Source organism: Arthrobacter sp. R4 (genome assembly GCF_051365025.1).
GTDB lineage: Bacteria > Actinomycetota > Actinomycetes > Actinomycetales > Micrococcaceae > Arthrobacter.
Window position 1 is genome coordinate 120,812 of the sequence record NZ_JBLWIJ010000031.1, and the last position, 23,764, is coordinate 144,575.

The 23,764-nt window shown below is 64.1% G+C and carries 23 protein-coding genes and 1 pseudogene; 7 read left to right on the forward strand and 17 right to left on the reverse strand.

Annotation, left to right across the window (positions count from 1 at the left end; genetic code table 11):
- The first annotated feature begins 18 nt into the window (after positions 1-18).
- Positions 19-1,194 carry a M23 family metallopeptidase gene (locus ACLKOZ_RS18285; protein WP_436477160.1) on the forward strand — a complete coding sequence of 392 codons (1,176 nt, stop codon included), beginning with the start codon at positions 19-21 and terminating at the stop codon, positions 1,192-1,194.
- A gap of 154 nt (positions 1,195-1,348) precedes the next feature.
- Here the strand turns inward: ACLKOZ_RS18285 and ACLKOZ_RS18290 are convergent.
- A pseudogene (locus ACLKOZ_RS18290) lies at positions 1,349-1,776 on the reverse strand (AMIN-like domain-containing (lipo)protein).
- Positions 1,777-1,941: 165 nt separating this feature from the next.
- On the opposite strand from ACLKOZ_RS18290, the gene ACLKOZ_RS18295 reads away from it, so the two are divergent.
- Positions 1,942-2,757 carry an MBL fold metallo-hydrolase gene (locus ACLKOZ_RS18295; RefSeq protein ID WP_436477162.1) on the forward strand — a complete coding sequence of 272 codons (816 nt, stop codon included), beginning with the start codon at positions 1,942-1,944 and terminating at the stop codon, positions 2,755-2,757.
- Positions 2,758-3,160: 403 nt separating this feature from the next.
- Positions 3,161-4,528: a MinD/ParA family ATP-binding protein gene (locus ACLKOZ_RS18300; RefSeq protein ID WP_436477228.1), complete on the forward strand. Its 1,368-nt coding sequence runs from the start codon at positions 3,161-3,163 to the stop codon at positions 4,526-4,528.
- Positions 4,529-4,566: 38 nt separating this feature from the next.
- On the opposite strand, the gene ACLKOZ_RS18305 is transcribed toward ACLKOZ_RS18300, so the two are convergent.
- The 3 genes from ACLKOZ_RS18305 to ACLKOZ_RS18315 form a co-directional block, all read right to left on the reverse strand.
- Entirely contained in the window at positions 4,567-5,358 is a 792-nt protein-coding gene (locus ACLKOZ_RS18305) for a hypothetical protein (protein ID WP_436477164.1), read from the reverse strand.
- A 195-nt stretch (positions 5,359-5,553) separates the two neighbouring features.
- Positions 5,554-5,967, reverse strand: a complete 414-nt coding sequence (locus tag ACLKOZ_RS18310; RefSeq protein ID WP_436477166.1) for an Hpt domain-containing protein — start codon at positions 5,965-5,967, stop codon at positions 5,554-5,556.
- Positions 5,960-6,085, reverse strand: coding sequence for a hypothetical protein (locus tag ACLKOZ_RS18315; RefSeq protein WP_436477168.1), 126 nt, complete (start codon positions 6,083-6,085; stop codon positions 5,960-5,962). Before ACLKOZ_RS18315 ends, ACLKOZ_RS18310 begins: the two co-directional genes overlap by 8 nt.
- A gap of 469 nt (positions 6,086-6,554) precedes the next feature.
- On the opposite strand from ACLKOZ_RS18315, the gene ACLKOZ_RS18320 reads away from it, so the two are divergent.
- Positions 6,555-7,337: a response regulator transcription factor gene (locus tag ACLKOZ_RS18320; protein WP_376043597.1), complete on the forward strand. Its 783-nt coding sequence runs from the start codon at positions 6,555-6,557 to the stop codon at positions 7,335-7,337.
- A gap of 36 nt (positions 7,338-7,373) precedes the next feature.
- On the opposite strand, the gene ACLKOZ_RS18325 is transcribed toward ACLKOZ_RS18320, so the two are convergent.
- The 6 genes from ACLKOZ_RS18325 to ACLKOZ_RS18350 form a co-directional block, all read right to left on the reverse strand.
- Complete coding sequence (locus tag ACLKOZ_RS18325; RefSeq protein WP_436477170.1) at positions 7,374-7,823, reverse strand: Hpt domain-containing protein; 450 nt, start codon at positions 7,821-7,823, stop codon at positions 7,374-7,376.
- A gap of 95 nt (positions 7,824-7,918) precedes the next feature.
- Positions 7,919-8,440, reverse strand: coding sequence for a hypothetical protein (locus tag ACLKOZ_RS18330; protein ID WP_436477172.1), 522 nt, complete (start codon positions 8,438-8,440; stop codon positions 7,919-7,921).
- Positions 8,427-9,161, reverse strand: a complete 735-nt coding sequence (locus ACLKOZ_RS18335; protein WP_436477174.1) for a hypothetical protein — start codon at positions 9,159-9,161, stop codon at positions 8,427-8,429. The genes ACLKOZ_RS18330 and ACLKOZ_RS18335 overlap by 14 nt, the downstream gene beginning before the upstream one ends.
- Entirely contained in the window at positions 9,158-9,775 is a 618-nt protein-coding gene (locus ACLKOZ_RS18340; RefSeq protein WP_436477177.1) for a signal peptidase I, read from the reverse strand. Before ACLKOZ_RS18340 ends, ACLKOZ_RS18335 begins: the two co-directional genes overlap by 4 nt.
- A gap of 7 nt (positions 9,776-9,782) precedes the next feature.
- Complete coding sequence (locus ACLKOZ_RS18345; protein ID WP_436477179.1) at positions 9,783-10,385, reverse strand: hypothetical protein; 603 nt, start codon at positions 10,383-10,385, stop codon at positions 9,783-9,785.
- A gap of 93 nt (positions 10,386-10,478) precedes the next feature.
- A complete protein-coding gene (locus tag ACLKOZ_RS18350; RefSeq protein WP_436477181.1) occupies positions 10,479-11,021 on the reverse strand; it encodes an alternate-type signal peptide domain-containing protein in 543 nt (180 codons plus the stop codon).
- Positions 11,022-11,330: 309 nt separating this feature from the next.
- Between ACLKOZ_RS18350 and ACLKOZ_RS18355 the strand changes: the two genes are divergently transcribed.
- Genes ACLKOZ_RS18355 through ACLKOZ_RS18365 form a run of 3 tightly spaced genes read left to right on the forward strand, consistent with a single transcriptional unit; the run spans position 11,331 to position 15,706 of the window.
- On the forward strand, positions 11,331-13,802 hold the full coding sequence (locus ACLKOZ_RS18355) for a sensor domain-containing protein (RefSeq protein WP_436477182.1): 2,472 nt from the start codon (positions 11,331-11,333) through the stop codon (positions 13,800-13,802).
- Positions 13,803-13,850: 48 nt separating this feature from the next.
- Complete coding sequence (locus ACLKOZ_RS18360; RefSeq protein ID WP_337351714.1) at positions 13,851-14,459, forward strand: TetR/AcrR family transcriptional regulator; 609 nt, start codon at positions 13,851-13,853, stop codon at positions 14,457-14,459.
- The gene (locus ACLKOZ_RS18365; RefSeq protein ID WP_337351715.1) at positions 14,459-15,706 is read left to right on the forward strand and encodes a glycosyltransferase; all 1,248 of its coding nucleotides are present in this window, start codon (positions 14,459-14,461) and stop codon (positions 15,704-15,706) included. Before ACLKOZ_RS18360 ends, ACLKOZ_RS18365 begins: the two co-directional genes overlap by 1 nt.
- 250 nt (positions 15,707-15,956) lie before the next feature.
- Here ACLKOZ_RS18365 and ACLKOZ_RS18370 read toward each other — a convergent pair whose 3' ends face one another.
- The 7 genes from ACLKOZ_RS18370 to ACLKOZ_RS18400 form a co-directional block, all read right to left on the reverse strand.
- Positions 15,957-16,703, reverse strand: coding sequence for an SDR family oxidoreductase (locus ACLKOZ_RS18370; RefSeq protein WP_436477184.1), 747 nt, complete (start codon positions 16,701-16,703; stop codon positions 15,957-15,959).
- A gap of 33 nt (positions 16,704-16,736) precedes the next feature.
- On the reverse strand, positions 16,737-18,083 hold the full coding sequence (locus tag ACLKOZ_RS18375) for a glycoside hydrolase family 32 protein (RefSeq protein ID WP_436477186.1): 1,347 nt from the start codon (positions 18,081-18,083) through the stop codon (positions 16,737-16,739).
- Between the two features lie 28 nt (positions 18,084-18,111).
- A complete protein-coding gene (locus ACLKOZ_RS18380) occupies positions 18,112-19,476 on the reverse strand; it encodes a glycoside hydrolase family 172 protein (protein ID WP_436477188.1) in 1,365 nt (454 codons plus the stop codon).
- Positions 19,477-19,503: 27 nt separating this feature from the next.
- Positions 19,504-20,409: a carbohydrate ABC transporter permease gene (locus ACLKOZ_RS18385; protein ID WP_337351718.1), complete on the reverse strand. Its 906-nt coding sequence runs from the start codon at positions 20,407-20,409 to the stop codon at positions 19,504-19,506.
- Positions 20,402-21,358 (reverse strand): carbohydrate ABC transporter permease, encoded by a 957-nt coding sequence (locus ACLKOZ_RS18390; protein WP_436477191.1) that lies wholly within the window; start codon positions 21,356-21,358, stop codon positions 20,402-20,404. Before ACLKOZ_RS18390 ends, ACLKOZ_RS18385 begins: the two co-directional genes overlap by 8 nt.
- Entirely contained in the window at positions 21,355-22,659 is a 1,305-nt protein-coding gene (locus tag ACLKOZ_RS18395; protein ID WP_436477193.1) for an ABC transporter substrate-binding protein, read from the reverse strand. Before ACLKOZ_RS18395 ends, ACLKOZ_RS18390 begins: the two co-directional genes overlap by 4 nt.
- A 92-nt stretch (positions 22,660-22,751) precedes the next feature.
- The gene (locus ACLKOZ_RS18400) at positions 22,752-23,756 is read right to left on the reverse strand and encodes a LacI family DNA-binding transcriptional regulator (RefSeq protein ID WP_436477195.1); all 1,005 of its coding nucleotides are present in this window, start codon (positions 23,754-23,756) and stop codon (positions 22,752-22,754) included.
- Positions 23,757-23,764: the final 8 nt, after the last annotated feature.

Here is a 23,764-nt window from a genome sequence, read left to right on the forward strand (position 1 = left end):
GTCTACGGGGAGATTCCATTGGCTAAACATCTGGCGCGGGCTGCTGTGCGGCGCACACAACAACAGCATCGGCTCAATGCCGCCCGGCTGGCTATGAGCGCAGGCACCGCTGCGCTTGCTGTGTTGGCTGTCGGACTCCAGGCCAACGGCTCAGTTACTTCTTCCGGGCACGCGCCGACCCACATGCGGGAGAGCATCACCTCCGGATCTGACTCCGGCTACGTCGCCGTTGCCACCGCGCAGGAGTCCGCTCCAGTGACAAGGGCGGTTTCGGCGTCGGCTGACGCACTGCTGTCCTACAGCCGTTCCGTGGTCCTAACTGGAACGAAGGAAGCGGCCGGGAAACTCAGTCTGGCCTCGGACGAGCGGCGACGCCCCGCCGTCGGAACCCTGATGGCACCGCTGGAAGGACTGGCGCCCAGCTCACAGTACGGGGTTCGAACGAATCCGATCACCGGGGCGGCCGGAGAGTTTCACTGGGGTCTGGACTTCGCCGCAGCCTGCGGAACGCACGTCCACTCGGCCGATGCCGGTGTGGTGCGCGCAGTGGGGTGGCATCAAGGGGGTGGTGGAAACAGGGTGGAACTCGATCACGGCAACGGCCTGATCACCACCTACAACCACCTTGAGGGCATCGCGGTCCGGAAGGGCCAGCCAGTGCAGGCCGGTGACGTTATCGCCAAGGTCGGGACCACCGGTGCGTCAACAGGATGCCACCTGCATTTCGAAACGATCTTGAACGGTAGCCACACCGACCCTGCGAAATGGACGCTGCAGCCGCTGCACCGCTCGGAGAGGACTGGCGGCATAACGATGACTGACTACCGCACGGCGGGCACAACTACGGACGCGCCCGCTTGGGCTGTTTCCGCTGCTCAGATCCATCACCATCAAACCGACGGCGGGCATGAAGCGCCGGAGAGCAAGGCGAAGGTGCCTTCTTCTCCTGTCAGTGCCCCCGTTGCTGCACCGGCGCCTTCCCGTGCCCCTGACCCTTCAACGTCGCCGGTGCCAGCCCCGACGGCCGCACCAGCCCTAGCGCCTGCGCCGGCCTCTTCGCCCACCGCCGCAGCGGGAACCGCGCCTGCTCCGGCCCCCGTCCAGAAAGTCACGCAGGAGCCGGCAAAGGAAGCAGACGTGGAACCAACGGAAGTGCCGCTTGCGACTGAGACTGTTATACCGCCTGCACCCTGATAGTGCTTAGCCTCCGGGAAGTCTACTAACCCGACGCCGGCACGGACATTAGAGGCGCGTTCTGGCTGATGGATTACAGCTGCACGTAGCTGAGCTGGGCGAACTGGCTGTCGTCGTAGCCCCGGACAGGCCGAGGACTGAACTCCTTTCGGGCTCACCCAGGGGACCGCCCAGGTGCGGATGCGATCGGTTTATGTTCATTGGCAGAGTCGCTGGCTGGAAACGAAGCTATGACTGCAAAGGTGCGTGCACTCACCAGCCGAGATCCGTTGCCAGGGCCGCCCAGCGTGAATACCCGAAACGGCAGATGTGCGCGGACGCCCAGCCCCATCTGCGTTGCATACTCGTAGGTGCCTGCGTAGGCCACCTGACGGAACGTCTGGAAGCTCACAACAATCACCGCTGCGTCCCGGTTCACCGGCGTGTAGGTCGGGTTGTAGTTATGGTCGTCGGCCGGTGCCCTGACTCTCACGTCGTGAACGCGCCGCCCCGCAGCGGAAGGGTAAAACCGGACCCGTCCTGCGTCACGGCCCTGACGTAGCGCACCGTGTATCTGGGGGCCTCGCCGTTGACGTCCACCATCAGGCGGTCGAAGCAGTCGTGGCGCCCGGAACGGATATTGGTGATCGGATCCTGTCCGGGGAGATCTGCACCCCCAAGCGTTCCGCGTCCCGGAAACTCCAAGGCCCCGTGGGTAGAATCGAGGCCAAGACGAACGTAACTGCTTGCCGGAGGTATGGAGAAACAATGTCAGAATGGCTCGAAGTCGGCGCGGACAACTATGTGCTGGTCACCGAAGGTTCGCTGCTGAACACCGGCCTGATTGTTGGATCCGAGCGGGCCATGGTGATCGACACCGGCTGCGGCCCGCGGCAGGGAAGTGAGATCCTGGCCGCCGTGCGGGAGAAAACCCAACTGCCGCTCGTCGTGGTCAACACGCACGCCCACTACGACCACTTCTTCGGCAACGCCGTGTTCGCCGAGGACGGTGCCACCGAGTTCTGGGCGCACGAAAACTGCGCCGCTGAAATTGAGGAGCGCGGAGACCTGCAGCGCCGCTTCGTTGGCACGCTGGAACCTGAGATGTCCACAGGCGAAGGCGAGAACGTCGAATTGGTGGTGCCGAACGCCATCGTCAAGGACCAGCCTGTGCTGGTGGACCTCGGCGGGCTGACCGCCACCCTCTTCTACCTGGGCCGCGGACATACCGACGGCGACCTCCTGGTGGGTACGCCCACCACCCTGTACGTGGGGGACCTCGTGGAGCAGGGCGCGCATCCGTCCTTCGAGGATTCCTTCCCGGAGGAATGGGCCGATTCGCTGCGCCACATCTCCGCGCTGCGCCACCGTTACGAATTCCTGATCCCCGGCCACGGCCAGCCCTGCAGCGACCAATTCGTCAAGACGATGGCCAACACCATGACCACGGCCGTCCGCCAGGCTCGCCAGTCAATCCGCGATACCCCCTCTGACGCCACCAAGGCCATCCCCGTCCTCCCGTACGGGCCGGAACAGTCGCGCTGGTTCATCAAGCGCCTGCAGGAGACGAGACCCCAGCACTAGGGCAGCGGCGTCGCCAGGGCCTGGGGGCAGCAGAGGCCACGTCTTCTCAAGTGACCGTCACCCGTCTGTTCTACGAATGCCCGGTTGTTGTGCTTTTCCTATTGATTTGGACGAAACATTGAGTTGGTAGGTTTGCCCTCATGGGGTATGAAGCAGAACGCTATGCGCGAGAGCAGCAAAAAGAGAAACGTCGGAAGCTCATGGGGAATATCGCTTTGGCTGTAGGGATTTCCGCGGCAGCGGCCGTAGTTCTGTGGGTGTTCGTACTCGGCTGAAAATCCCCGGAGTCCTCGCGGCGCCTGTCTATCAATCCGCGGTTTTGACCCCCAGCACTTAGACTGGCTGTTTGTACCAGACAGAAAGTGCCGCAGAACCTTTTGCCGAACGTCCTGGGGGGACAGACATGCCCGATCCGGCGGATAAGAACGCACGCGCCAATGCACAGGATGCAGGGCTGCCGCAGCCACGCCGACGCCGTGACCTCCGTCGCGCCGACGGCGAACTGACGGATGCCCGGACAGGAACCATGCCAGCTGTAACACCCAACCCTTCCAGCCCGGCGGACGCCGGCCAGCCGCCCGCCCGCCGTACCTCCTGGGCCGAGGCCGCAGCCGCGGCCGATGCAGCGAATCCCATCACGCACGTCCCGGCCCCCACACGCCGCCCGGCCAAGGCGCCGGCCACGCCCCAGCCCCAGACCGGCCAGCAGGACGCGCCGGAGTCCCGCGCCGGCACACAGGCGCGTCCCGTCGTCGAACCTTCCCTGCCCCCGGCCCCCGAAGCGGCCCCCGCCTTCCGCCGGGTCCGCCCAACCGCTGCCGACGTCATCGCCGACACTCCCATGCCGGACTTCATCAGCTCCCCGGGGCTGTTCGTCAAGGAGCAGAAGCCCCGCCCGGTGGGCGGATTTCGCGGCGCCATCTACTCCCTGACCGGCGGAGCCTGGAACATGGGCCCGGGCCCGAAGCAGCGTCAGGAAGACGAACTGGGCCGGCGCATCTCCCGCCAGCTGCAGGGTAGCTACAACACCGCCATCCTCAGCCTGAAGGGCGGTATCGGCAAGACCTCCACCACCGTCGGCGTTGGCCTGACCCTCGCCGAATTCCGTGGCGACGCGCCTTGCGCCATCGACGCCAACCCAGACTCCGGCGACCTCGTGGAACGCGCGCTGGGGGAGGGCATCTACCAGCAGGCCAGCCCCCGCACCATCACCGACCTGCTCCGGAACATTGACACAGTCGACTCCCTGACTGCCCTGGCCCGGTACATGCACCACGCCGGCCGGCTGCACCTGATCGCCGGTGAGCAGGACCCGGAGGTCTCGGACTCGCTCACAGCCGCCGAGTACCTGCAGATCCGCAAGCTCATCTCCAGTTACTACTCCGTGGCACTGACCGATTGCGGCACGGGGGTCACGCACAACGCCATGAGCGGAATCCTGCAGTCAGCGGATAACCTGGTCATCGCCGCCGGCTACGCGGTGAGCGGCGCCAAACGCGCCCGGAGCACCCTGCACTGGCTGGCCAGCCACGGCTACGAGGACCTTGCCCGGAACGCCATTGTGGTGATCACGGACAAGGACGAGGTCTCGTCCCGCGTGGACAAGGACGCCATCGAGGAACACCTCTCCGGCATCTGCCGCCAGCTGATCGCCGTGCCCCACGATCGCGGTGTGGCCGACGGCGACCTGGTCACCTTGGATGTGCTGAAGCCTGAGACCCGCCGTGCCTATAAGGAAATCGCCGCGGCGATCGTGGATGGGTACCAGTAGGCGGTTTGGTAGGCCGCTGACGCGGATTGATACTTGGGCTAGGTAGCGTCCACCATGGCCACCCTGTCGGTCAGATCCTGCCACAGGCCCAATTCGGTGGGCAGGTTGCTTGGACATGCCATGGCCAGTTCCATGAGTCCGTTGCTGCTGTCCGTTGCCCGCACGGCCATCCTGTGGATGACATCCGCGTCGCGGTCGTCCTTGTAGCGGAGTGCCACCTCCTGCATCTGGATCTTCCTGCTGCCATCGCGGAAAGCCACGTAGTTGAAGGTTTCGTCCACGACCTCGACTGGCTTGCCTACGGCCTGTTTGACAGCCTCGATTTCAGACACCATGGCCGCAGCGGTCGCCGCCTCGTCACCGACCTGCCCTGTAGCTGGCAAGGCCCCCTGATAGACAGTGAATGTGCACTGGAGCCGGGAGCTTTTATACTTCACCATCCCCTCTTTGACGTGTTCCGTGCTCCAGCCCTGCGGTTCCTTGACTGACCAAACAGGCGCGCTGGTGAAGTCGGTTTCATAATCGAGGTACACCCACGTATCCGCAAGCTCCGGGGCGGTCGGCTCGGATAATTTTTCCAGTGCCGTCGTTTCGCTGGCGCCGGGGTCGGGCAAGGCCTCCGGATCCTTGCTGCCGCCGGAAAGTCCGTTGAACACCAACAGGCCGGCGACGGCGGCGACCGCCACGACGCCCGCGCCACCCGCTATCCAGCCCCACAGTGGTATGCCGGTTATGCGGTTTGCCTGCGGAGTCAGCGACGCCTGACCGTCTTGCTGGCCCGGCTCCCCGTTCGGCTGCTGCGACCACCCGGGCTGCTGGTCGTTGCTCACTGGATCCCCCAATAGTTGACGCGAAAAAGTGCAGACACCATCATGTCCCATCCGCAGAGCAGCCGCGATGGGGACCACGGCCCATTAAAGTATCAGCGTCGGGTCGGCTACCGAATTTTGACCAAGTACGCAACCCTCCACTAATGGTCGGTGATTACAGCATTGTCCGTTTGTCGATTTTCGGGTATCCGGAACCTACTGCCGAGAACTTCCAATTGGCTGAACGTCCGGATTATCCAGGTCTGACCGCGCCTCGAGCAGCAGCTCAGGACCCGCAGCCATCAGTGCCGTAACAATGCCGCGGAGGATCTGCGCGGTTTCGGCTGCTTCCTCGAACCTTTCGCAGCGGATCAGGAACTCGATATGCCGGCAACAGGACTCTGCTTCCACTGCGCCGGTCATGGCCGAGGTGATTTTCAGGCTGAGGGTTGCGTCCATGGCGCGCTTGGCATCACGTTCGGCGAGGGTGTCGAGGATCCGGGTGATCCGCCCTGGCAGCATGGACAGGAAGTCTCCGAGGAAGTTCAACGCGGCAGTGGGGTTCTCAATGTCCTCGGCCAGGTGCCGTATCCGCTTGCGTTCCAGCCGGGCCGGGCCGCACTCAGGCAAGGAGATCCGCCAGGATGGTGGAAGCCCCGGCGCCGCGGCGGGGGGTGCCTCGGCGCCGGGACGGAATGTCCGCGGCGGCGGTCTCGGCCGCCGCGGAAGTTTCAGTTGGTGCGCTCATATCTCCTGCCCTGCGAAGCGTCCGGAAGTAGGTCAGGAGGTCTGCTTGGCGGTGCTGGCTTCATAACACCGCCAAGCGCTTGAGACCGTCGGTAATTCCCCCGACGAAAGCCCCTTGCACCACGGGCCGACCCCAGTCTTACCCCGTTGATACAGCGCTTCGGGCCTCACGAAAACTACTGTGCCTGGCCGGGATCAAGGAGCGCTGCAGGTAACGGTCAAGAATCACGAAAGAGTTCCCCAAGACCAGAAATTTCCGTCAGGTGTCCCCGTTCGGCGGCCGGGGGCCGCGGGATGCGACATCCGCGCCCTTGGTGATTGACGCCGTGGGGCTCGCCTATAGGGTGGGCCCGCCGCTATGCGGCCAATGACTTGATTAAAGTGCCCTCGTCTTGGGTAGGTTGGAACTATGCCGGATTTCCGCACCGGCGCTGGGCGGGTGCGGCGAGTTAGGCGGCACAGGGGGAACTATGAGCGATTTGGGCGTAGCCGTAGTTATTGAAGATGACACCGACATGCGGAACCTCCTTGAGGGGGTGCTTGTTCAATCGGGTTTTCACGTCCACGTTGCCAGCAGCGGGCGCGAGGGTGTGGAGCTCGTCCGCGACAAGGCGCCGGAGGTTGTCACCCTGGATGTGGGGTTACCGGACATCGACGGCTTCGAGGTTCTGCGGCGCATACGTGGATTCAGTGACACCTACGTGGTGATGCTGACCGGCCGGACCGAGGAGCCCGATCTGCTGACGGCGCTTCACTCCGGAGCGGATGACTACATCACCAAACCCTTCAGGCCGCGGGAGATGAGGGCGAGGATCTTGGCGATGCTGCGAAGGCCCCGCCAACAGCCCACCGGCGGATTGCCACCGGCACCCCGGCCGGAGCCAGCTTCGCCTGAAGTTCCACGCCAAGACACTGTCCTTCGGCACAACGGGTTGGCCCTCGACTATCGGATGCGGACCGTCGCAGTGAGTGGTGTGGGGCTGGAGCTGACACGAAGCGAATTCGACCTTCTGCACGAGTTGCTTCGCGGCGGCGGGGCGGTCCTTTCGAGGACTCAGCTGGTGTGGACCCTCCGCGGCGAATACTCGGGCGGAGGCACCTATGTAAGCGAAGCCGACGAACGCGCTGTAGAGGTCCACATCGGCAATCTCCGCCGTAAGCTCAGGGACGATCCGGTACGTCCACGCTGGCTGCAGACTGTCCGCGGTGTGGGCTACTGCTTGGCCAAGGAGAGCCAAAAACGATCCGATTGACGACGCACGGCGGCGCAGGAGCTGGGCGCCGCAGGCCTATTCGTCGACTCCCGCGTATCGGAAGCGAAGCTCTCCCACAGTTGCACGGCAGGTTTCTGCCACCGAGGCCATGACCCGTTCCCTGTCATGAAGGACGCCAGCCCGGATGGCGGCTTCCAGTGTCTCCGCGAGCCGTGCCAAGCGCAGGCCGCCTACCATCGCGGATGAAACTTTCAGGCTGATTGCCGCATCAAGAGCCGCTGCCCTGTCCTGATATCCCACTGCGGCAGAGAGTCGATCAAGGCGCTGCTCCCACATCGAGGCGTAATCCACAGCGAAATTGCGGGCGAGGCCAGTGTGGGCGAGCTCTGCCTCAAGATCATCCAGGACTTTGCCATCCAACACCGGCAGTTCCAGCCCGTCGAGGCCCAGCACCGTCCCCGAACGAACCTGTGCGCCTGCGTGGCTTCGGCGTGAGCCGTTGGGGCGGGGAAAGAAGCTCGACATCTGTTAAGGCTAGGCTACTGAACCATCGAAAAGGGCTTTCTTTGCTGATCTTGCGCAAACCTAAAGACATCCTTGAGCGGAGGCACGCGAAGCCCCTACGGGCAGGAGATGTCGCCTTCTGCCAGTGCCACTCTCGTGGCAACGATGCCGTTCTGGACTACGGGCCCGGCTTGCCACGTGCCGTAGTTTGCGGTGACCGTGACGGCGTACGTGTACGAATAGACGAGGTTCGCCAGGCCGCCCGGGGCTGTGATCGTCTCAGACGTCACGTTGGGCAGGTAGGTAGTTGACTTCTGGGTGCTTCCGTTCCGGGCGACGGTGACGTCGTAGCTGGTGACCCCGGACCGTTGAGGGGTCCAGGTGACCACAACCGAGGGCTGATTGGGTACTTCCGCACAGTGAATCGTCGGGGAGGGCAACGTCTCCGCCTTCACCTGCATGGTCAGGGTGGAGCGCTGGTTCCACAGCGCCAGGGCGTAGCCCCCTCCCGTACCCATCAGTACCGTCAGGCAGAACCCAAGAACGACGGCGAAGTGCGGCTTCCCGCGCAATGTGGTTCCTGGTGCGGCTGCACCGCGTCGCGTGGCCGCGGATGCCACAGGATCAGCCTTCGTCATTGCGCACCGCCTTGTTGCGCTTCATGAAAGCCATAATGCCACTTCCTGTCCCAAGGGCCGCCAGCGCGGCTGCAATCCATGGGAAGGGATCCGGCGTGCCCGTATCGGCGAGCCAACCGTAGGGAGCTGATTCATGTGGATGGGAGGAGCCGGGTAACCCTTCGATGAGGATTCCACTAGAGGACGATGCACATGCCCCCCGGCGTGTAGAACCGTCCTGGTCCTCGAGCAGGAAACGGAAAGCGAGCTCGGTACTCTTCAGGCGTGTGCCATTGGGGGCGTCCTTGTCCAGGTCCAGGTCCACGGTGAGCCTGACGCTTTCGCCGGCAGCAACAGCCCAGCCCACCGCGAGGTCGGAACAGGAACCAGGGCCTGACAAGGGAGCGCGGGCGGTGGATCCCAAGCTTGACTCGATCCGGAGTCCCAGATTCGTAGCCATTTCGGCATCGGATTCCATGACGAGCGCGGCCACAGAGAGGAAGGCACTGTCGCTGGCGGTGTTACGCACCCAGATGTCCGCGGATGAAGCGGACCCGGGAACGTAACCGGTGATAGGGCCCAAAACCGGTCCGGAGATCGACCGTCCGTAGTTCACACCATCGGAACTGAGCTGCAGATTCGACTCGATGGCCTGGGCCGCGGCCGGTGCGGCGAAAAACACCGGAGCCAAGGCGGCGCCGCTCAAGGCATACGCGCCGAACCGTAACAAGTCTCCGGTCATGGCCTGCGTGCCGGCACCGGGGCCGCGTCCATCTCATCCACGGCCGGATGGCTCGCAGAAGGGCTGCGTTTTCTGCTGGCGGCCCAGCCGCGGAAGATTGTGATCACTCCGTATCCCACTAGTCCGATGGCGATGTAACGCAGCACGTCATCGCGGCCGCTCTGGGCCGCGGCAGTAGCGAGGAAGCCAACATAGGGGACGGCGTAGGACAGTTTGCCCCTGACCTGCACTTCAAGCACGGGTTTGTGGTCCTCAAGGGAGTTGTTGTCGCCTTTGGTGATGAAGGTCCGTTCGCCTTTCTGCGTTGAGCTGACGGCAACGATGCGGTGCGTGATCACCTCAGGACGGCCGGATTCCATCTGGTACGTGATGACATCACCCACCCGCAGCGAGTCGAAAGGGGCCGGCCTGACTACCAGAAATGTTCCCGGTGAGTAGGCAGGCGCCATAGAGCTGGTGAGCACGGTGTAGGTGTAGGAACCGCTCACCCGGGGAACGACGATGAGGACCAACGCGGCAAGAACCGCCAACGACAGCCCAACCAGCCCAAGTGCCTCAGTGGAGCGCGTGAGCCAGGGGCGGCTGTTTATCCCCGGGTTCCTGTGCCTGGCCATCGGACTCCTAGAGAATCTGTTCAACGAACAACGGAACGGAAACGGACGCAGACTGGCCCTGGAGTGTAGATGGAGCCTGCGGTGCAAGTTGGATGCGGAAACAGATCACAGCGGAGGTACCCTTCGGGATCTGCACTCCGGGAAAGCCACCCTGGTAATCGCCGGATGGAACCGAGGCACACTGTGCCAGATCCGTTGCCGTGGCTGCCTGAACTGACAGGTAGCCGGAGATGCCAGTACCTGGTCCTGCGTCCGTGATGATCGCCGGGTCCGGGAGCGTAGCCAAGACGGTGAACGCGGATCCGGCCGCCGTGGCATTTCCTACCGACACTCCCGCATAAACGGGGACGCCGGGGAAAAGCTGGCCCAGTGGCGCTGCGGAGCTCGTGAGCGCAATCGTCGCCGGGGTGCCATCTGCCAGGACCATGTCATGCGTTCCGGAGCTATTCGACCCCGTCAGGGTGACGAGGAAGTCTGCGGACCGGACCGTTCCGGCGCCGGCTGGCACCAACTTGTTCCACAACGCATACGAGCCTCCCACGGTCGCGAGGCCCAGGATCACCCCGGCGGCTACGAGTCCGGTGACCTTTGCTGTCCGTACTAGCCCCATCCGTGCCGTCCTTCCGTGTTATCCCCGCGCCTGTGCCCGCGGAGTCTGAGAACTCCGCGGGCGCTGGCCTCACTGTGGCGGCCGTGTGACCTCTTACGGCTCCACCGGATCTGCCGGAGCGATCTGCACGAGCTTGAACGCCACAGCGCTGAAGTCGTACGTCGCATCGACGCTGTCCCGGCCGTCCGTCGCGGGCAGGAAATCGAACGTTACGGAAGCAACCGCATCAGTGACGTCGTCATTCGCCGAAAGCGGGTTCTCTACGGGCTCGCCGTCCTTTGTCAGGGCAACGGCGGACGTGGTGAACGTGCCGTTGTCGAAATCGGTGTTGACTCCACCTGCGTTCTCAATCGACAACGTAGCTGAGATGTTGTCACCGTCGAGGGTGATGTCCACGTTCTGGGTGTAAGTGAGCGTGTCACCGGGAACAATCCGGTACTCGTTGATGTCTGGGATGGTGACGGGACCATTTACGCCCGCGACCGTCCACACACCAGCCTCGGCAACGAGGTTGAGATCACCTGATGCCACCGTCCCGGCTTGGGCGTTCTGCTCGACATTCCATACGGCCAGAGTGCCGCCGCCACCGATCAGAAGCATTACGCCTGCAGCGGTGACGATGGCGCCTTTAGTCATTTTTTTCAAAATTCTTTTCCCCTCAAAAGCAACGGAATTTCCGGATAGACAAAATGATCCGGCCTGTTCCACAGGTTTCCCGGCGGTATTCGCGAAGGCTATCCATAGGAAAACCCAAGGAAAATGTGGTCAATCCTGCGTGGGATTCCAGGTGGGCGGCCGATGCCGGCTGTTGTCATTGGACCTCAGTAACGGTCGCAGCGGCGTTCCCGGTTGTAGTCTTCTCACAGGTTTGGGCCGCGCAATCTTGGGGTACCCCAAGATGAAGCGTTCAGATCGTTACGTGCCATGGCATTGGAGAGGGGACTGATGGCTGAAGAGCACGATGACGACCTGGTCATGCAGTCGCTGTTGCTGGACGAGATCGGGCAGTCGGTCATCGGCATGGACACCGCGTGGCGCGTTACGTACTGGAACAGGGCTTCAGAGCGGCTTTACGGCGTCAGTGCTTCCGAAGTGCTGGGTGTGCGGATCGCGGATGTGGGTATCGTCGGCGGCGATGACGCGCAGAGGCAAAGTGCTGGCCGTGAGATCACGCGAAGGCTTGCCAGCGGTGGCGACTGGGCGGGGGAGCTCTGGATGCGCCACCGGTCCGGGACGGAATTCCCGGTTCATGCGACGGTCAGTCCTATCCGCGGAAGGCACACAGTACCGGTGGCGGTGGTGGCGATTTCCAAGGACATCACGGACAGGAAGCACAGTGAGGCCATTCTGCGCAGATTCTCTGCGATGGTGGAATCCTCGGGAGACGCGATCATCAGTGCCGACGTGACAGGGACGATCACCAGTTGGAACGCAGGGGCGGCCAGGATGTTCGGTTGGAGCGAGCGGGAAGCGGTCGGGCAGAACTATCGACTTCTGACCGCCAGTGAGGCATCGGGCTTCGATGCCGAGGTTGCGGCCAGCATTGGTAGTGGGAAGTTTGTCACTGGACTCGAGGCACGGTGGGCGTGCAAGGACGGTTCGCTGATTGACGTCGAGTTGACCGTATCGCCTGTTTACGGCCCTGACGGTGACCAAGTGGGTGCGTCCGCCATTGCGCGTGACATCACGGAGATCCAGCGGCTGAGGGCGGCCGCTGCGGTGGAACGGGAGAAGCTCCTGGCGGCGCAGGAGATGGCTCACGTTGGAAGCGTGGAGCACACACTGGAGACGGGTGAAACCTGGCATTCGGAGGAATTCTCCCGGATCTTTGGTCTGGATGCCGGGCAGGAAGCTTCCCGGAAGCTGATGCTCGAGCTAACCCACCCGGATGACCGGGACCTGGTCCGGCAGGTATGGAAGAACCTGGATGAGGGCCTTGAGTTCGCTGATTTTGAGTACCGGATTGTCAGGGCCGATGGTCAGCAACGCTGGCTGCATTCGCGGATCCGGAGCGTGGACAACGAGGGCGGAAAGCCTTCCCGGTTCCTCGACACAGTCCTGGACATCACCGAACGAAAGAACGCCGAGCAGATCCTGGAGTGGCGGGCCCGCCACGATGCCCTGACCGGCTTGCCCAACAGGTACGTGATCACGGAGGTCCTTCAGGACCTGCTGGACCGGGATTCCCGCGCCGTGGTGATGTTCGTTGACGTCGACCGGTTCAAATTGGTCAACGACGGCATAGGCCATGGAGCCGGCGACACCATCCTGATGCTGCTGGGCGAGCGGCTGAAGACCTTTGTCCGCAGCGGTGACACTGTGGGCCGTTTCGGCGGGGATGAATTCATCATTGTGTGCGAGAACCTGATGCTGCGCGGAGCCAGGACGCTGGCCGAACGCATCAGGCAATCCACCCGGCGCCCCTTTGAAGTGGACGGACGGAAGATCTACCTCAACGTCAGTGTCGGCATTGCTTTGGCTGGACCCGACGATACAGCTGAGTCGATGCTCCGGGGCGCGGATACCGCCATGTATCGGGCAAAATCAGCCGGCGGGGACTCCTCCGCCGTGTACGACGTTCGGATGACCGGAAGGGCTGCGGGGCGGCTGGATCTGGAATCCGACCTGCGGCTTGCCCTGAAACGAGGAGAATTCTCCCTGGATTACCAGCCCATCGTCGAATTGGGCACCGAGGCGACGGTCGGTTTTGAAGCGTTGCTGCGTTGGCACCACCGCGAACACGGCCTGATAACGCCAGACACGTTCATTCCCATCGCCGAAGAGACCGGCCTGATCGTTCCCATCGGCACGTGGGTGCTCCAGGAAGCCCTCCGGCAGGTTCAGGGCTGGCGCGGGCTGCTGACCGGGGCCAAGGGAATTTCAGCCGCAGTAAATATTTCCGGTCGCCAATTCGTGGCCGCGGACTTCCCGGAAATCGTGGAGGCAGCCATCGAAACCGCCGGAATAGACCCAGATGCCGTCCACCTGGAAATCACGGAGACCGTCCTGATGGATCAGCCTGACCTGCCCAAAGAGACGCTGAAGCGACTACATGCCCTGGGTGTCGGGCTCTCGATCGATGACTTCGGCACGGGGTACTCGTCCTTGAGTTACCTTAAATGGCTCTCAGCCCGGACCCTGAAAATCGACCGTACCTTTGTCGAAGAACTGGGAAGGGGCCCACACGGGGCGACCATCATCGAACTCGTACTTGGGATGGCGGACACCCTCCATTTGGACGTAATAGCTGAGGGCGTCGAAACCGTGGACCAGCTCACCGAACTTCGCCGCCTTGGCGTTCGCTACGCCCAAGGATTCCTCTGGAGCCAACCCCTGGCTCCGGACCGCATCCCCGCCTGGTTGGAAAACCGCTCCGGCCAGGCCCCGCACCAAGAGCCGGCGTCTCGGGCACTATAAGCGAAAAATGCCCTTGACCGCATCAAATTTAGGGTTAACGTAGTTAACATGAAAGTGGCCGACGACGAGGCCCGCCGTCCTTATCGGATGGATACAAGGGCACGCGCTGCCGCCGCCACGGGTGAGGCAATTCTCGACGCCGTGACGGAACTCTTTTGGGAGCACCCATCGGACCAGATCCGGCTGGAGCAAGTGGCGGCGCGCTCGGGCGTGACAGTGCAGACCGTGATCCGCCGCTTCGGCAACAAGGACAAGCTCTTCGCCGCGGCAGCCGAACGCCAGTCGGGGCAGGTCATGGCGGCCCGGTCACACGTAGTGCCCGGCGATGTCCACGGGGCGGTGGCCAACCTGGTGGAGCATTACGAGCTGATGGGTGAGCGCGTGCTGCGGATGCTTGCCGAAGAAGGGCGCCTGCCGGCGCTCAAAGTGCTGGCCGACGGCGGCCGGCGGTTGCACCGGGGATGGTGCGAAAGTGTGTTTGCACCGTTCTTGGCGGGCCAACATGCGGCGGTCCGCAGGCGGCGGCTTGCCCAGCTGGTGGCCATCTGCGACGTCTACACCTGGAAGCTGCTGCGCCGCGACAGCGGGCTCAGCAGACAACAAACCGAGCGGGCGCTCGTGGAGATGCTCGTTCCCTTCACCAAGGATGTGCCCTGATGTCCACGATACTTGCCTACACGTCGCCCGCCCGCGGACACCTGTTTCCCCTGACACCACTGCTGCTTGATCTGCGGGACCGCGGCCACCAGGTGCACGTCCGCACCCTGGGCAGCGAAACGGATCTGATGCGGAGCCTCGGACTGGCGGCTGAGGCCATCGACCCCCGCATCGAAGCCCTGGCCATGAACGATTACGCGGCCCGCGGCCCGAAGCGCGCTTTGGCGGCCGCTGCGGAGGTGTTCGCCGCCCGCGGCGGCTATGATGCCCCGGACTTGTCGGCCGCGATCGCCGAAGTGCGGCCCCATGCCTGCATTGTTGACATCAACAGCTGGGGAGCCGGCTTCGCCGCTGAAGCCTGGGGCGGGCCGTGGGCATCGTTCTCGCCCTACACGCCTGCCCTTGATTCACCTGGTACCCCGCCGTTCGGCCCGGGACTGCCCCCGATGCGCGGCTTCCTGGGAAAGGCCCGGGACGCGCTGGCCCGCAAGGCAGTGCTGGGGGCTGTGGAGCAGGCGATGCTGCCCAAGCTCAATGCGTTGCGCACGGACCTGGGGCTTCCGCCCGTGGCGTCGGCCGACGAATTTCTCCGGAAAGCCCCGCTGATGCTGGTGGCCACTGCCCGGCCATTCGAATATGCAGCCACCGACTGGGGCCCGGATGTCCTCATGACGGGGGCCTCCATCTGGGATCCGCCGGTGGACGGGGCAGCCTGGCTCAGTGCCATCGAACGGCCCATCGTCCTGGTCACCACGTCCTCCGAGTTCCAGGACGATGGCATCCTGGTCCGCACTGCACTGGAGGCGTTCCGGGATGAGCCGGTGCACGTCGTCGCCACTATTCCGGCGGGAATCCCCGACGGGCTGCAGGTCCCGGCAAATGCCACCGTCAAGGAGTTCGTTCCCCACAGTGCGGTGCTGGGACGGGCAGCGGTGGCGGTGACCCACGGCGGAATGGGCTCCACCCAGAAGGCACTGGCCAATGGCGTGCCGGTGTGCGTTGTCCCGTTCGGCCGTGACCAGCTGGAGGTGGCCCGTCGGGTGGAAGTGAGCAGGGCTGGCACGCGACTGCCCGCCCGCCGGCTCTCGGCGGCACGGCTCAAGAGAGCCGTGAAGGCCGCAATGGCTATGAAGGAAGGGGCCAACCGCGTTGCGGCCGGGTACAAGGCCGCCGGGGGAGCGCCCGCCGCCGCTGATGCCGTCGAAGCCCGCTTGCTCAGCCTTCCACAGCATCGGCGGGAAACCTGACGGCGTGCAGCTGCCCTTCATCCTTGGCGGGGTCATGCTGTTGCTGATTGCCGGGAGGGGCCTGCTTGGCGGTGCCACCGTAATGGCACCGCCAAGGGCTCGAGACCCGTCGGGTTTCCCCGACGAAAGGCCCTCGCACTATGGGTGGCTGACCCAGTTTCGCAACCCATGGCCTCAGCGCGCGGAGCCTTATGCCAACTACTGTGCATGGCCTGGATCAAGGACTGCCGCAGGAAAACTCAAGAATCCATCAAGATTCCCGGGACTCCAGCCACTCGTCAAAGCTCTGGCGTCCGACGGCGGCACCCGCCGCCGGGAGCAGGGCACCGCTGCGCATGGCTTTCCACAGGACCCCGGGGGCGCTGACCTCCAGGACCAGTCTTTTCTTCCCGCTCTTGCGGAGATACTTGTCCACCATGTCCCGGAGCCGCTCGGGCCTGGGTCCGCCCAGGTCCGGGAGGAACCCCTGTGGGCCCGCCTCCGCGGCGTCCACCAGTGCCTCGGCCACCTCGGCCGCGGCGATGGGCTGGGTCTTGAACCTGGGCACCAGGACCGTGGGTCCGAGTGACGCCCGGTCCAACACCTGCTCCACGAATTCGTGGAACTGGGTAGCGCGCAGGATGGTCCAGGGCAGGTCGCCGTGGCGGACGGCTTCTTCCTGTGCCTGCTTCCCCGCATAGAGTCCGGCAGGCGCCTTATCCACGCCCACGATGGAGAGCACAACATGGTGCTGGACGCCTGCGGCCTTGCCATACTGCTGCAGGCTTTCGGTGGTGGCCATGAAGAAGTCCACCGACTTCTTGGTATGCATGGACCGGAGGCCGGACACATCGATCACCGTGCCCACGCCTTTCAAGGCTGAGCCCACGCCCTCGGCTTTGACCAGGTCCACACCCTCGCGCCGGCTCAGGCTCCTGACCTGATGACCGCGTTCCTTAGCGATGCGGACCACTTGGCGGCCAACAATTCCGGTTCCCCCAGCAACGGCAATCTCCATGCCTTATTCTATGGCGCACCGCTCAAGACGAACTCAAGAGCCGCTCAAAAGGAAGCGCTGTGACCCTGCTCCAGTGGTTGCCGGGTTTGTGACCGTGCGGAGCCGGGGTGTCCCGGTGGCACCGGCCACCGTCAGCCTCACCGAAACGTCCACAACCGGTAGCGGAACAGCCATGATTCCCTGGCGGCCGGAAAGCTCCAGCAGGCCAGCGTCAATGATGACCCGCAGCCCGGATCCCTCATCGGCAGGGAAGAACACATCAGTGAAATCAGCGTTCCCTGGCACCGTCACCTCGATGCCGTCCCCGTCGTGGCGGAGGGTGGCCAGGGACCCCTGTGGGGTGGCCAGGCTGATGACTGTCCCGGCGGTGACGGAGCACTCAAGGTCCGCGCCGCCGTCGAGCATTGCCTCAAAAACATCAGGGCCGGCCAGCTCCAGGTGGCCGGGCCCGGAGTACCCGGCGAGGTCGGCATGCGGGGCAGCCACCAGGGTGTCGCCGTCGAGTGTCAGTGTGTGCGGAATGCTCAGGGCGCTGGCCCACTGCCCCTCCGGGCTGATGACGCCCCTGACCCAGAAAATCAGCGACGGCGCGCCGTCCTTGTCCCGGAAGAACGAGGGGGCGTAGTAGCTCTTGCCGTAGCTGAGCTGCCCCCAGGAACGTGCGCTGAATCTGCCGTCGGAGTAGCTGCCCACTCCGTACGCCACGTAGTGCAGCACATCGTCCTCCCAGATGGAGGTCACCAGTACGTGGGAACCGCCGATCTCGAACAGCTGCGGGCATTCCCACATGGTGCCGGTCCACACCGGTTCCGTTTCAGTGCCGGAGCGCTGCGCGGCAATACCGTCCAGGGTCCACTGCGACAAGTCCGGGGAACTGTACGAAACCGCCGCGGCAGTGCCGCCCTCCAGCCCGGCCCCGACGAACATTCGCCACTGTCCGCCGTCGCGGAAGACGAACGGATCCCGGTAGGCCACGACGCCAAGGTCCGGTGCAGTCATCAGTTTCGGGCCCTTGGTCCATGAGTTCCAGGAAGCGTCATCGGGGGTGGCGGTCCGGACGGTGCCGATGCCGAGGTCCGGTTCGGTGACCGAGGTGTAGAACATGGTGGCGGCACCATCGGGGCCGGTGGCGATGGAACCTGACCAGACGCCGTCGTCCCCTTCACCCGGCGCGACTGCGACGCCCTGCTCCGTCCAGGCGATCATGTCCGGGGAGGTGGCATGCCCCCAGTGGCAGTTGGACGCCCACGTGGTGCTGCCGGGGACGTATTGGTAGAAGAGGTGGTACTGGCCATCCTTCCAGGTGACGCCGAGAGGATCATTGATCCATCCTTCGGTGGCGGTGAAGTGGAAAGCCGGGCGGAGTTCCTGCGCGTTCATGCTGATCCTTTGATTTAGCTGGAGTGGGTTAATTCACCGGGACGCTGTTGGCGGCCAGGAACCGCTGCCGGACCTCCCGGGGCTGCTCCGCGTTGGCCTTCTCCCACTGGTCGATTTCTGCCCGGCGGGCATTCCGGACTGCGTCCCGCGTTTCAGTGAACTGCTTCATCCGTTCGGCGGAGGCATCGCGTGCGGCCTGCTGGGCCGGGCTCAGTTCCGGCAGCGGGCGCTCTTCCACCTGGTCGCGGGGCCGCAGCGGCAGGCGCTCCTCGACGGCGTCGATATCCAGCACGGGGGAGGGGAGGCTCTGGTACCAGTAGGCAGTGGAGGACCAGTCATCGGAGAGGTGGTTGGCGTGTCCGTGTTCGAACGTGACCTTGATGCGCTTCTGGAACCTGATGGGATCGGTCATGTGGAAGCGGTAGCTGTGGTGGAAGCCAGGCACGTTTTCCTCGTGGACCATGGTGCCGTTCATTAGGAACGCGTTGTGCTGCATGCCCCAGGCATGGCCGAAGTAGTCTTCCATGCCGGTGCCGTGCAGGCTGGGCGGCCAGGTGTCGTCGTCGATGAAGATCATGTCATCGCCCTCGCCCCACCAGGAGCCCTGGAAGTGGCGCACAGCCAGGTTGCAACCCACGTAGTGGCCCTGGCCCTCAGTCTCCAGGACCACGTAGTTGTCCTCGCCGGACAGGTTGGGGATGGCCACCTCGATGCTGTTGGTCTGCAGGTCCGGGCCCCAGCCTGCATTGGGCTTCTGCCGGCGCCAGTGGGCATGGAAGTACGCGGTGTCCTCCGGCAGGGGCTCGGTGTAGAGCTCGTAGTCGATGTAGAAGTACTGCAGGTAGGGGATATCGTTCTGGTTTTCGACCGTGATGCGGGCCCGGGAGTTGAAGGGCATCTCGAAGTAGCTGTTGAACGCCGCGCTGCCGCCGAAGGTGTTCAGTTCCCCCTCTTTGGCCGAAACGGAGAGCGGCAGAGAATCATAGGAGCCGGACAGCGAATTCAGCAGGCCGAAGAAATCACCCAGGGGCGCGATCACGCTGGGGGTCTCCTGGTCGTCCCAGTACATCCTGATCACGATCTTGCGGTAGTAGTCCGGGTCCACCACTTCCCAGCTGACGCCCAAGGCATTGTGGATTTCCAGCATCGGCACGCCCACCAGCTCCGGGGAGATCTGGCCAGGGCCGGGCTGGATGCGGCAGGACTGGGTCATCCAGATGTGCGTGATGGAGCCGGGGCCCTCGATGTCTGCCAGGACGCGTTCCTCGCCGGGCATAACAATCCAGTTGTCGCGGTTCCGGCCGGTCTGGTCCCAGCTGGAGGCGCGGGCCGTGCGGGCTGTGGAGAGCTTGGTCAGGCTGGAGAGCAGGCCTGAGCGGGGCGATGTAGCCATGGTGGTTTGTACCTTTCGGGAAGTTGGTTAGCCCTTGACGGCTGATTGGGTGAGGCTGGCGATGATCCACCGCTGGGCCACCAGGAAGACGATGAGTGCCGGTGCGATGGCGATGGTGGTGGCTGCCATGACCTGGGCCACGTTGCCGGCGCCGTACGGGCCCAGCATCAGAACCAGGCCCAGCGGGAGGGTGGCGGTGTCCGTGCTGTTGAGGAAGATCGACGGGGCAAAGTAGGCGTTCCAGCTGCCCAGGAACGTGATCACGCCCAGGGTGCTGACCGCGTTCTTGGCCAGCGGCAGGGCGATCAGCCGGTAGGTCTGCCAGGCCGTGGCCCCGTCCATCCGGGCGGCGTCGATGATCTCCTGCGGCAAGCCGAGGAAGAACTGCCGCAGCAGGAAGACTCCCAGGGCTCCGGTGATGCCGGGCAGGATCAGGCTAAGCGGGTTGTCCAGCAGGCCGAACGTTCGCATCAGGAGGAACAGGGGAATGATGGTCACCTGCGCCGGCACCATCAGCGAGGACAGCAGGCCAACAAAGATGGAGTTGCGGCCGGGGAAGTTCAGCTTGGCGAACGCGTAGCCGGCCATGGGGGCGGTGATGATCATGCCGATGCTGACGGCGATGGCGATGACCGCGCTGTTGAACATGTTCCTCAGGATCGGCACGGGTCCGCTGACCGCCGCCGCGTAGTTGGACCAGTCCCATTCGGTGGGAAGCCACTGTGGCGGCAGGTCGTACGCCTGGCTGGCATCCCGGAGCGAGGTGGTGAACATCCACAGGAACGGTGCGATCATCCCAATGGCGCCCAGGACCAGCAGCACCACCGAAATAGTCTTGCCGACGCCGGGGCGGGGCCGCCGCCGTCGTACGTCTTTTGTGGAGCCTCGGCTTCCGGCACCTGGCCGGGACCAGAGGGCTGTGGCGTTACTCATTGTTCACCCATGACTTCCGGAGGCGGAACTGCACCATGGTCACCAGCATGATGATGACGAACAGTGTGACCGCGATGGCTGAGGCGTAGCCCATATCGAACTTATTGAAGGCAACTTCGGCGATGTACATCACCACGCTGCGGCTGGCATCGCCCGGGCCGCCCCTGGTGAGGACGATGATCGATTCGTAGATCTGGAACGCACCGATGATGGTGATGGTGATGTTGAAGAACGTGGCCTGGCTGATCATTGGCAGCGTGATCCGGCGGAAGACCTGCCACTCGTTGGCCCCGTCCATCCGGGCGGCCTCCACCATGTCCTTGGGGACTTCCTGAAGGGCTGCCACGAAGATCAGCATGGCGAACCCCACGTTCCGCCAGGTATCCACGATGATCACCGAGACTTTGGAGAACTCGGAGCTGTTGAGCCAGTCGATCCGCTCCCCGCCCATGGCCGTGAGGTAGTAGTTCAGGATGCCGGTGTCCTTCTGGAACAGTGCCTGCCAGATGATGGACACGTACACCAGCGCCACCAGGTACGGAAAGAAGTACGCGGAGCGGAACACATAGGTCAGGGCGCGGGGGAGGCGTTGGTTGATCAGCACGGCGAACAGGAGCGCGAACCCGTTGATCAGTACGACGGCGGCGCAGACGTAGAGGACAGTGTTGCCGTACGTCGTGGCCAGCCGCTCGTCCCGGAACATGCGGGCGTAGTTGTCCAGCCCCACAAACTTGGGGGCAGTGAGGATGTTGTACTTCGTCAGGCTCAGGTACAGGGCGGCAACCAGCGGGCCAAGGATGAAAACCAGGAAGCCGATGACCGTGGGGGCGGTGAAGAGGTAGCCGGTGAGGGCTTCCCGACGCCGGGCGGCGCTTTGGTGCCCGGGGCGCCCCCCGCGCCCGGTAGCGGGCGCGGGCGGCAGCGCGGTTTTGGGGGCAGTCAAGGTCACTGCTGCAACGCCTCCTCAACATCCTTCTGGGCCTTCTCCAGCGAAGAGCCGATGTCCTGGCCGGACATGATCTCGTCCATGGCCCGCATGAATGCCGGATCCAGCACGTTGTAGACGCCCGGGGCGGCTACCGGCTTGGCGTAGGACAGGGAGTTGTAGAACTCTTCAGCGTGCTCGGGGGAGGCCAGGAATTCCGGCGAGGAAGCTGCGGTCTTCGTGGACGGAACGGCGGCACCGGCGTCGGCCCACTTCTTCTGCGTCTGCTGGTCGGTCAACATCTTGATGAACTCCCAGGACAGCTCCTGGTTCTTGGAGGCCTTGGAGACGGCGAACGCTCCGGCGCCGAAAACGGTGGACTTGGTGGTCCCCTTCGGCCAGGGCAGGATGTCGTAGTCTTCGAAGCCGGCATTTTCGAAGCCGCCGGTGACGAAGTGTCCGGCACCGGTCATGGCTGCCTTGCCAGCGGGGAACAGCTGGTAGGGGTCCGATCCCTTCGGTTGCGGTGATACTCCATGCTTGGTGACCAGGTCGCGGACCCAGCCCACGGTCTCCTCGACCTTCCCGTCCGTGAGCTGGGCCTTCTCCAGGTCATCGCTCATCATCGACGTGCCGTTGGAGTACAGCCACGGTGTGATGCCGAAGGAGTAGTAAGGCATGGCGAACCCGTAGACCTTGTCCGCGCCGTCGCCAGTGGTCAGCTTCTTGGAGATTTCCAGGAACTCGTCCCAGGTCCAGTCGTCGCTGGGCCGCTCGATGCCGGCTGCCTCGAACATCTTGGTGTTGTAGAAGATGACCATCGTGTTGAACGTGTTCGGCATCAGGTAGGTGGAGCCGTCCTTGCTGAATCCCGCCAGCAGCTTCGGATCGATGTCTTCGCGCAGGGACTTGGCTTCGGGGTCGTTCTCCAGGAAGCCGTCCAGGGGCGTGAACAGCTCGTTGGCCAGGCCCAGTTCCACACCCTCGGTGGCGATATTGATGACGTCCGGAGCCTGCCCGGCGGCGGCCTGGGTGACCAACTTGTTGACGTACTCGGTCCACGTGGTGATGGGGGTGAAGTTGTTGTTCACCGTGACGTTCGGGTACTTCTCCTTGAAGCGTTCGGCCACGCCGTCGTACACGGCCTTGTCGCCGGGGTCGCCCCAGTTGGAGACGGAGATGGTGGCGGTGATGTCCTTGGCCGGGGCTGTGTAGGGCCCGTCTGCCGCCGGTGCTGCGGTTTCCGTGGCGCTCCCGCAGGCGGTGAGTGCCAGAAGTGCTACGGCTGCCACCGTGGCGAGGGACGTGCGGACTGTTTTTCTCATGTGATGCTCCTTTGCATGGTGCGACCGGGAGAAGGTGCGCTGGTGGGATGCGAAACGCGGATTGAACGTGTGTTTATGGGGGTGTGGTGCGGTCATTCTGTGGAGCGGCGGAATTCGATCTGGGAGTCGAGCCGAAGGACCTTGGCCGGAGCGTCGGGGGTTTCGAGGCGCCGCAGGAGCAGGCTCACGGCGCTTTCGCCCAGTTGGAAAGCCGGTTGGCGGACGGTGGTGATCTGGGGTTGGAACAGGTCCGAGTAGGTGAAGCCGTCGAACGTGGCGAAGGCCATGCTTCCCGGCACGCGCAACCCTTCATGCTGCACAGCCCGCAGCGCACCCGCCGCCAGCAGCGTGCTGCAGGCGAGGATCGCCGTCGGGCGTTCCCCGTTCCGGGAGGAATTGCGGAGCAGCGCCTGCACAGCGTCAAAGGTGGCCGCGGCCGTCACCGTGCCTTCGCACAACAGCGCCGCCGGCACCTGGAGGCCCCGCTCCCGCATGGCGGCACGGAAGCCGTCATAGCGCTCGCGGAGCGAGGAAACCCGCAGGTCACCGGAAACCAGCATGATCCGTTCGTGCCCGCGGGTGGTGAGGTGATCAACCAGGGCTGCCATGGCGGCCTGGTTGTTGACGCCCACCTGGTCCACGTCCAGGTCCGCCAGGCGGTCAAGGAGGACCAGGGGCTTCTTCTCCTCCCGGATCCGCTCAAGCAGCACGGAGCTTGAGCCGGCTGCCCGCGCGAGGATCAGGCCATCCACGCGGCGGTCCAGAAGGGCCTCCACGGCTGCGCGTTCCCGGGCGGGATCTTCCGCCGAGTTGGCCAGCAGCAGGGACAGGCCGTGTTGTGCCGCGGCTTCCTCCACCCCGTGCACCATGTCCGCGAAGGCCGGTTCCCCGGCATCCGAGACCACCAGGCCGATGGAGTCGGTCCTGGCGCGGCGCATGGAGCGGGCGAGGACGTCCCGCCGGTAGCCAGTGGCCTTCACAGCGCTCATGACGCGTTCCTTGGTCTCCGGTTCGACGTGCCTGGTGTCGTTGAGGACGTGCGACACAGTGGACGTCGAAACGCCTGCAAGTGATGCGACATCGACGATGGTTGCCACTGCGACTC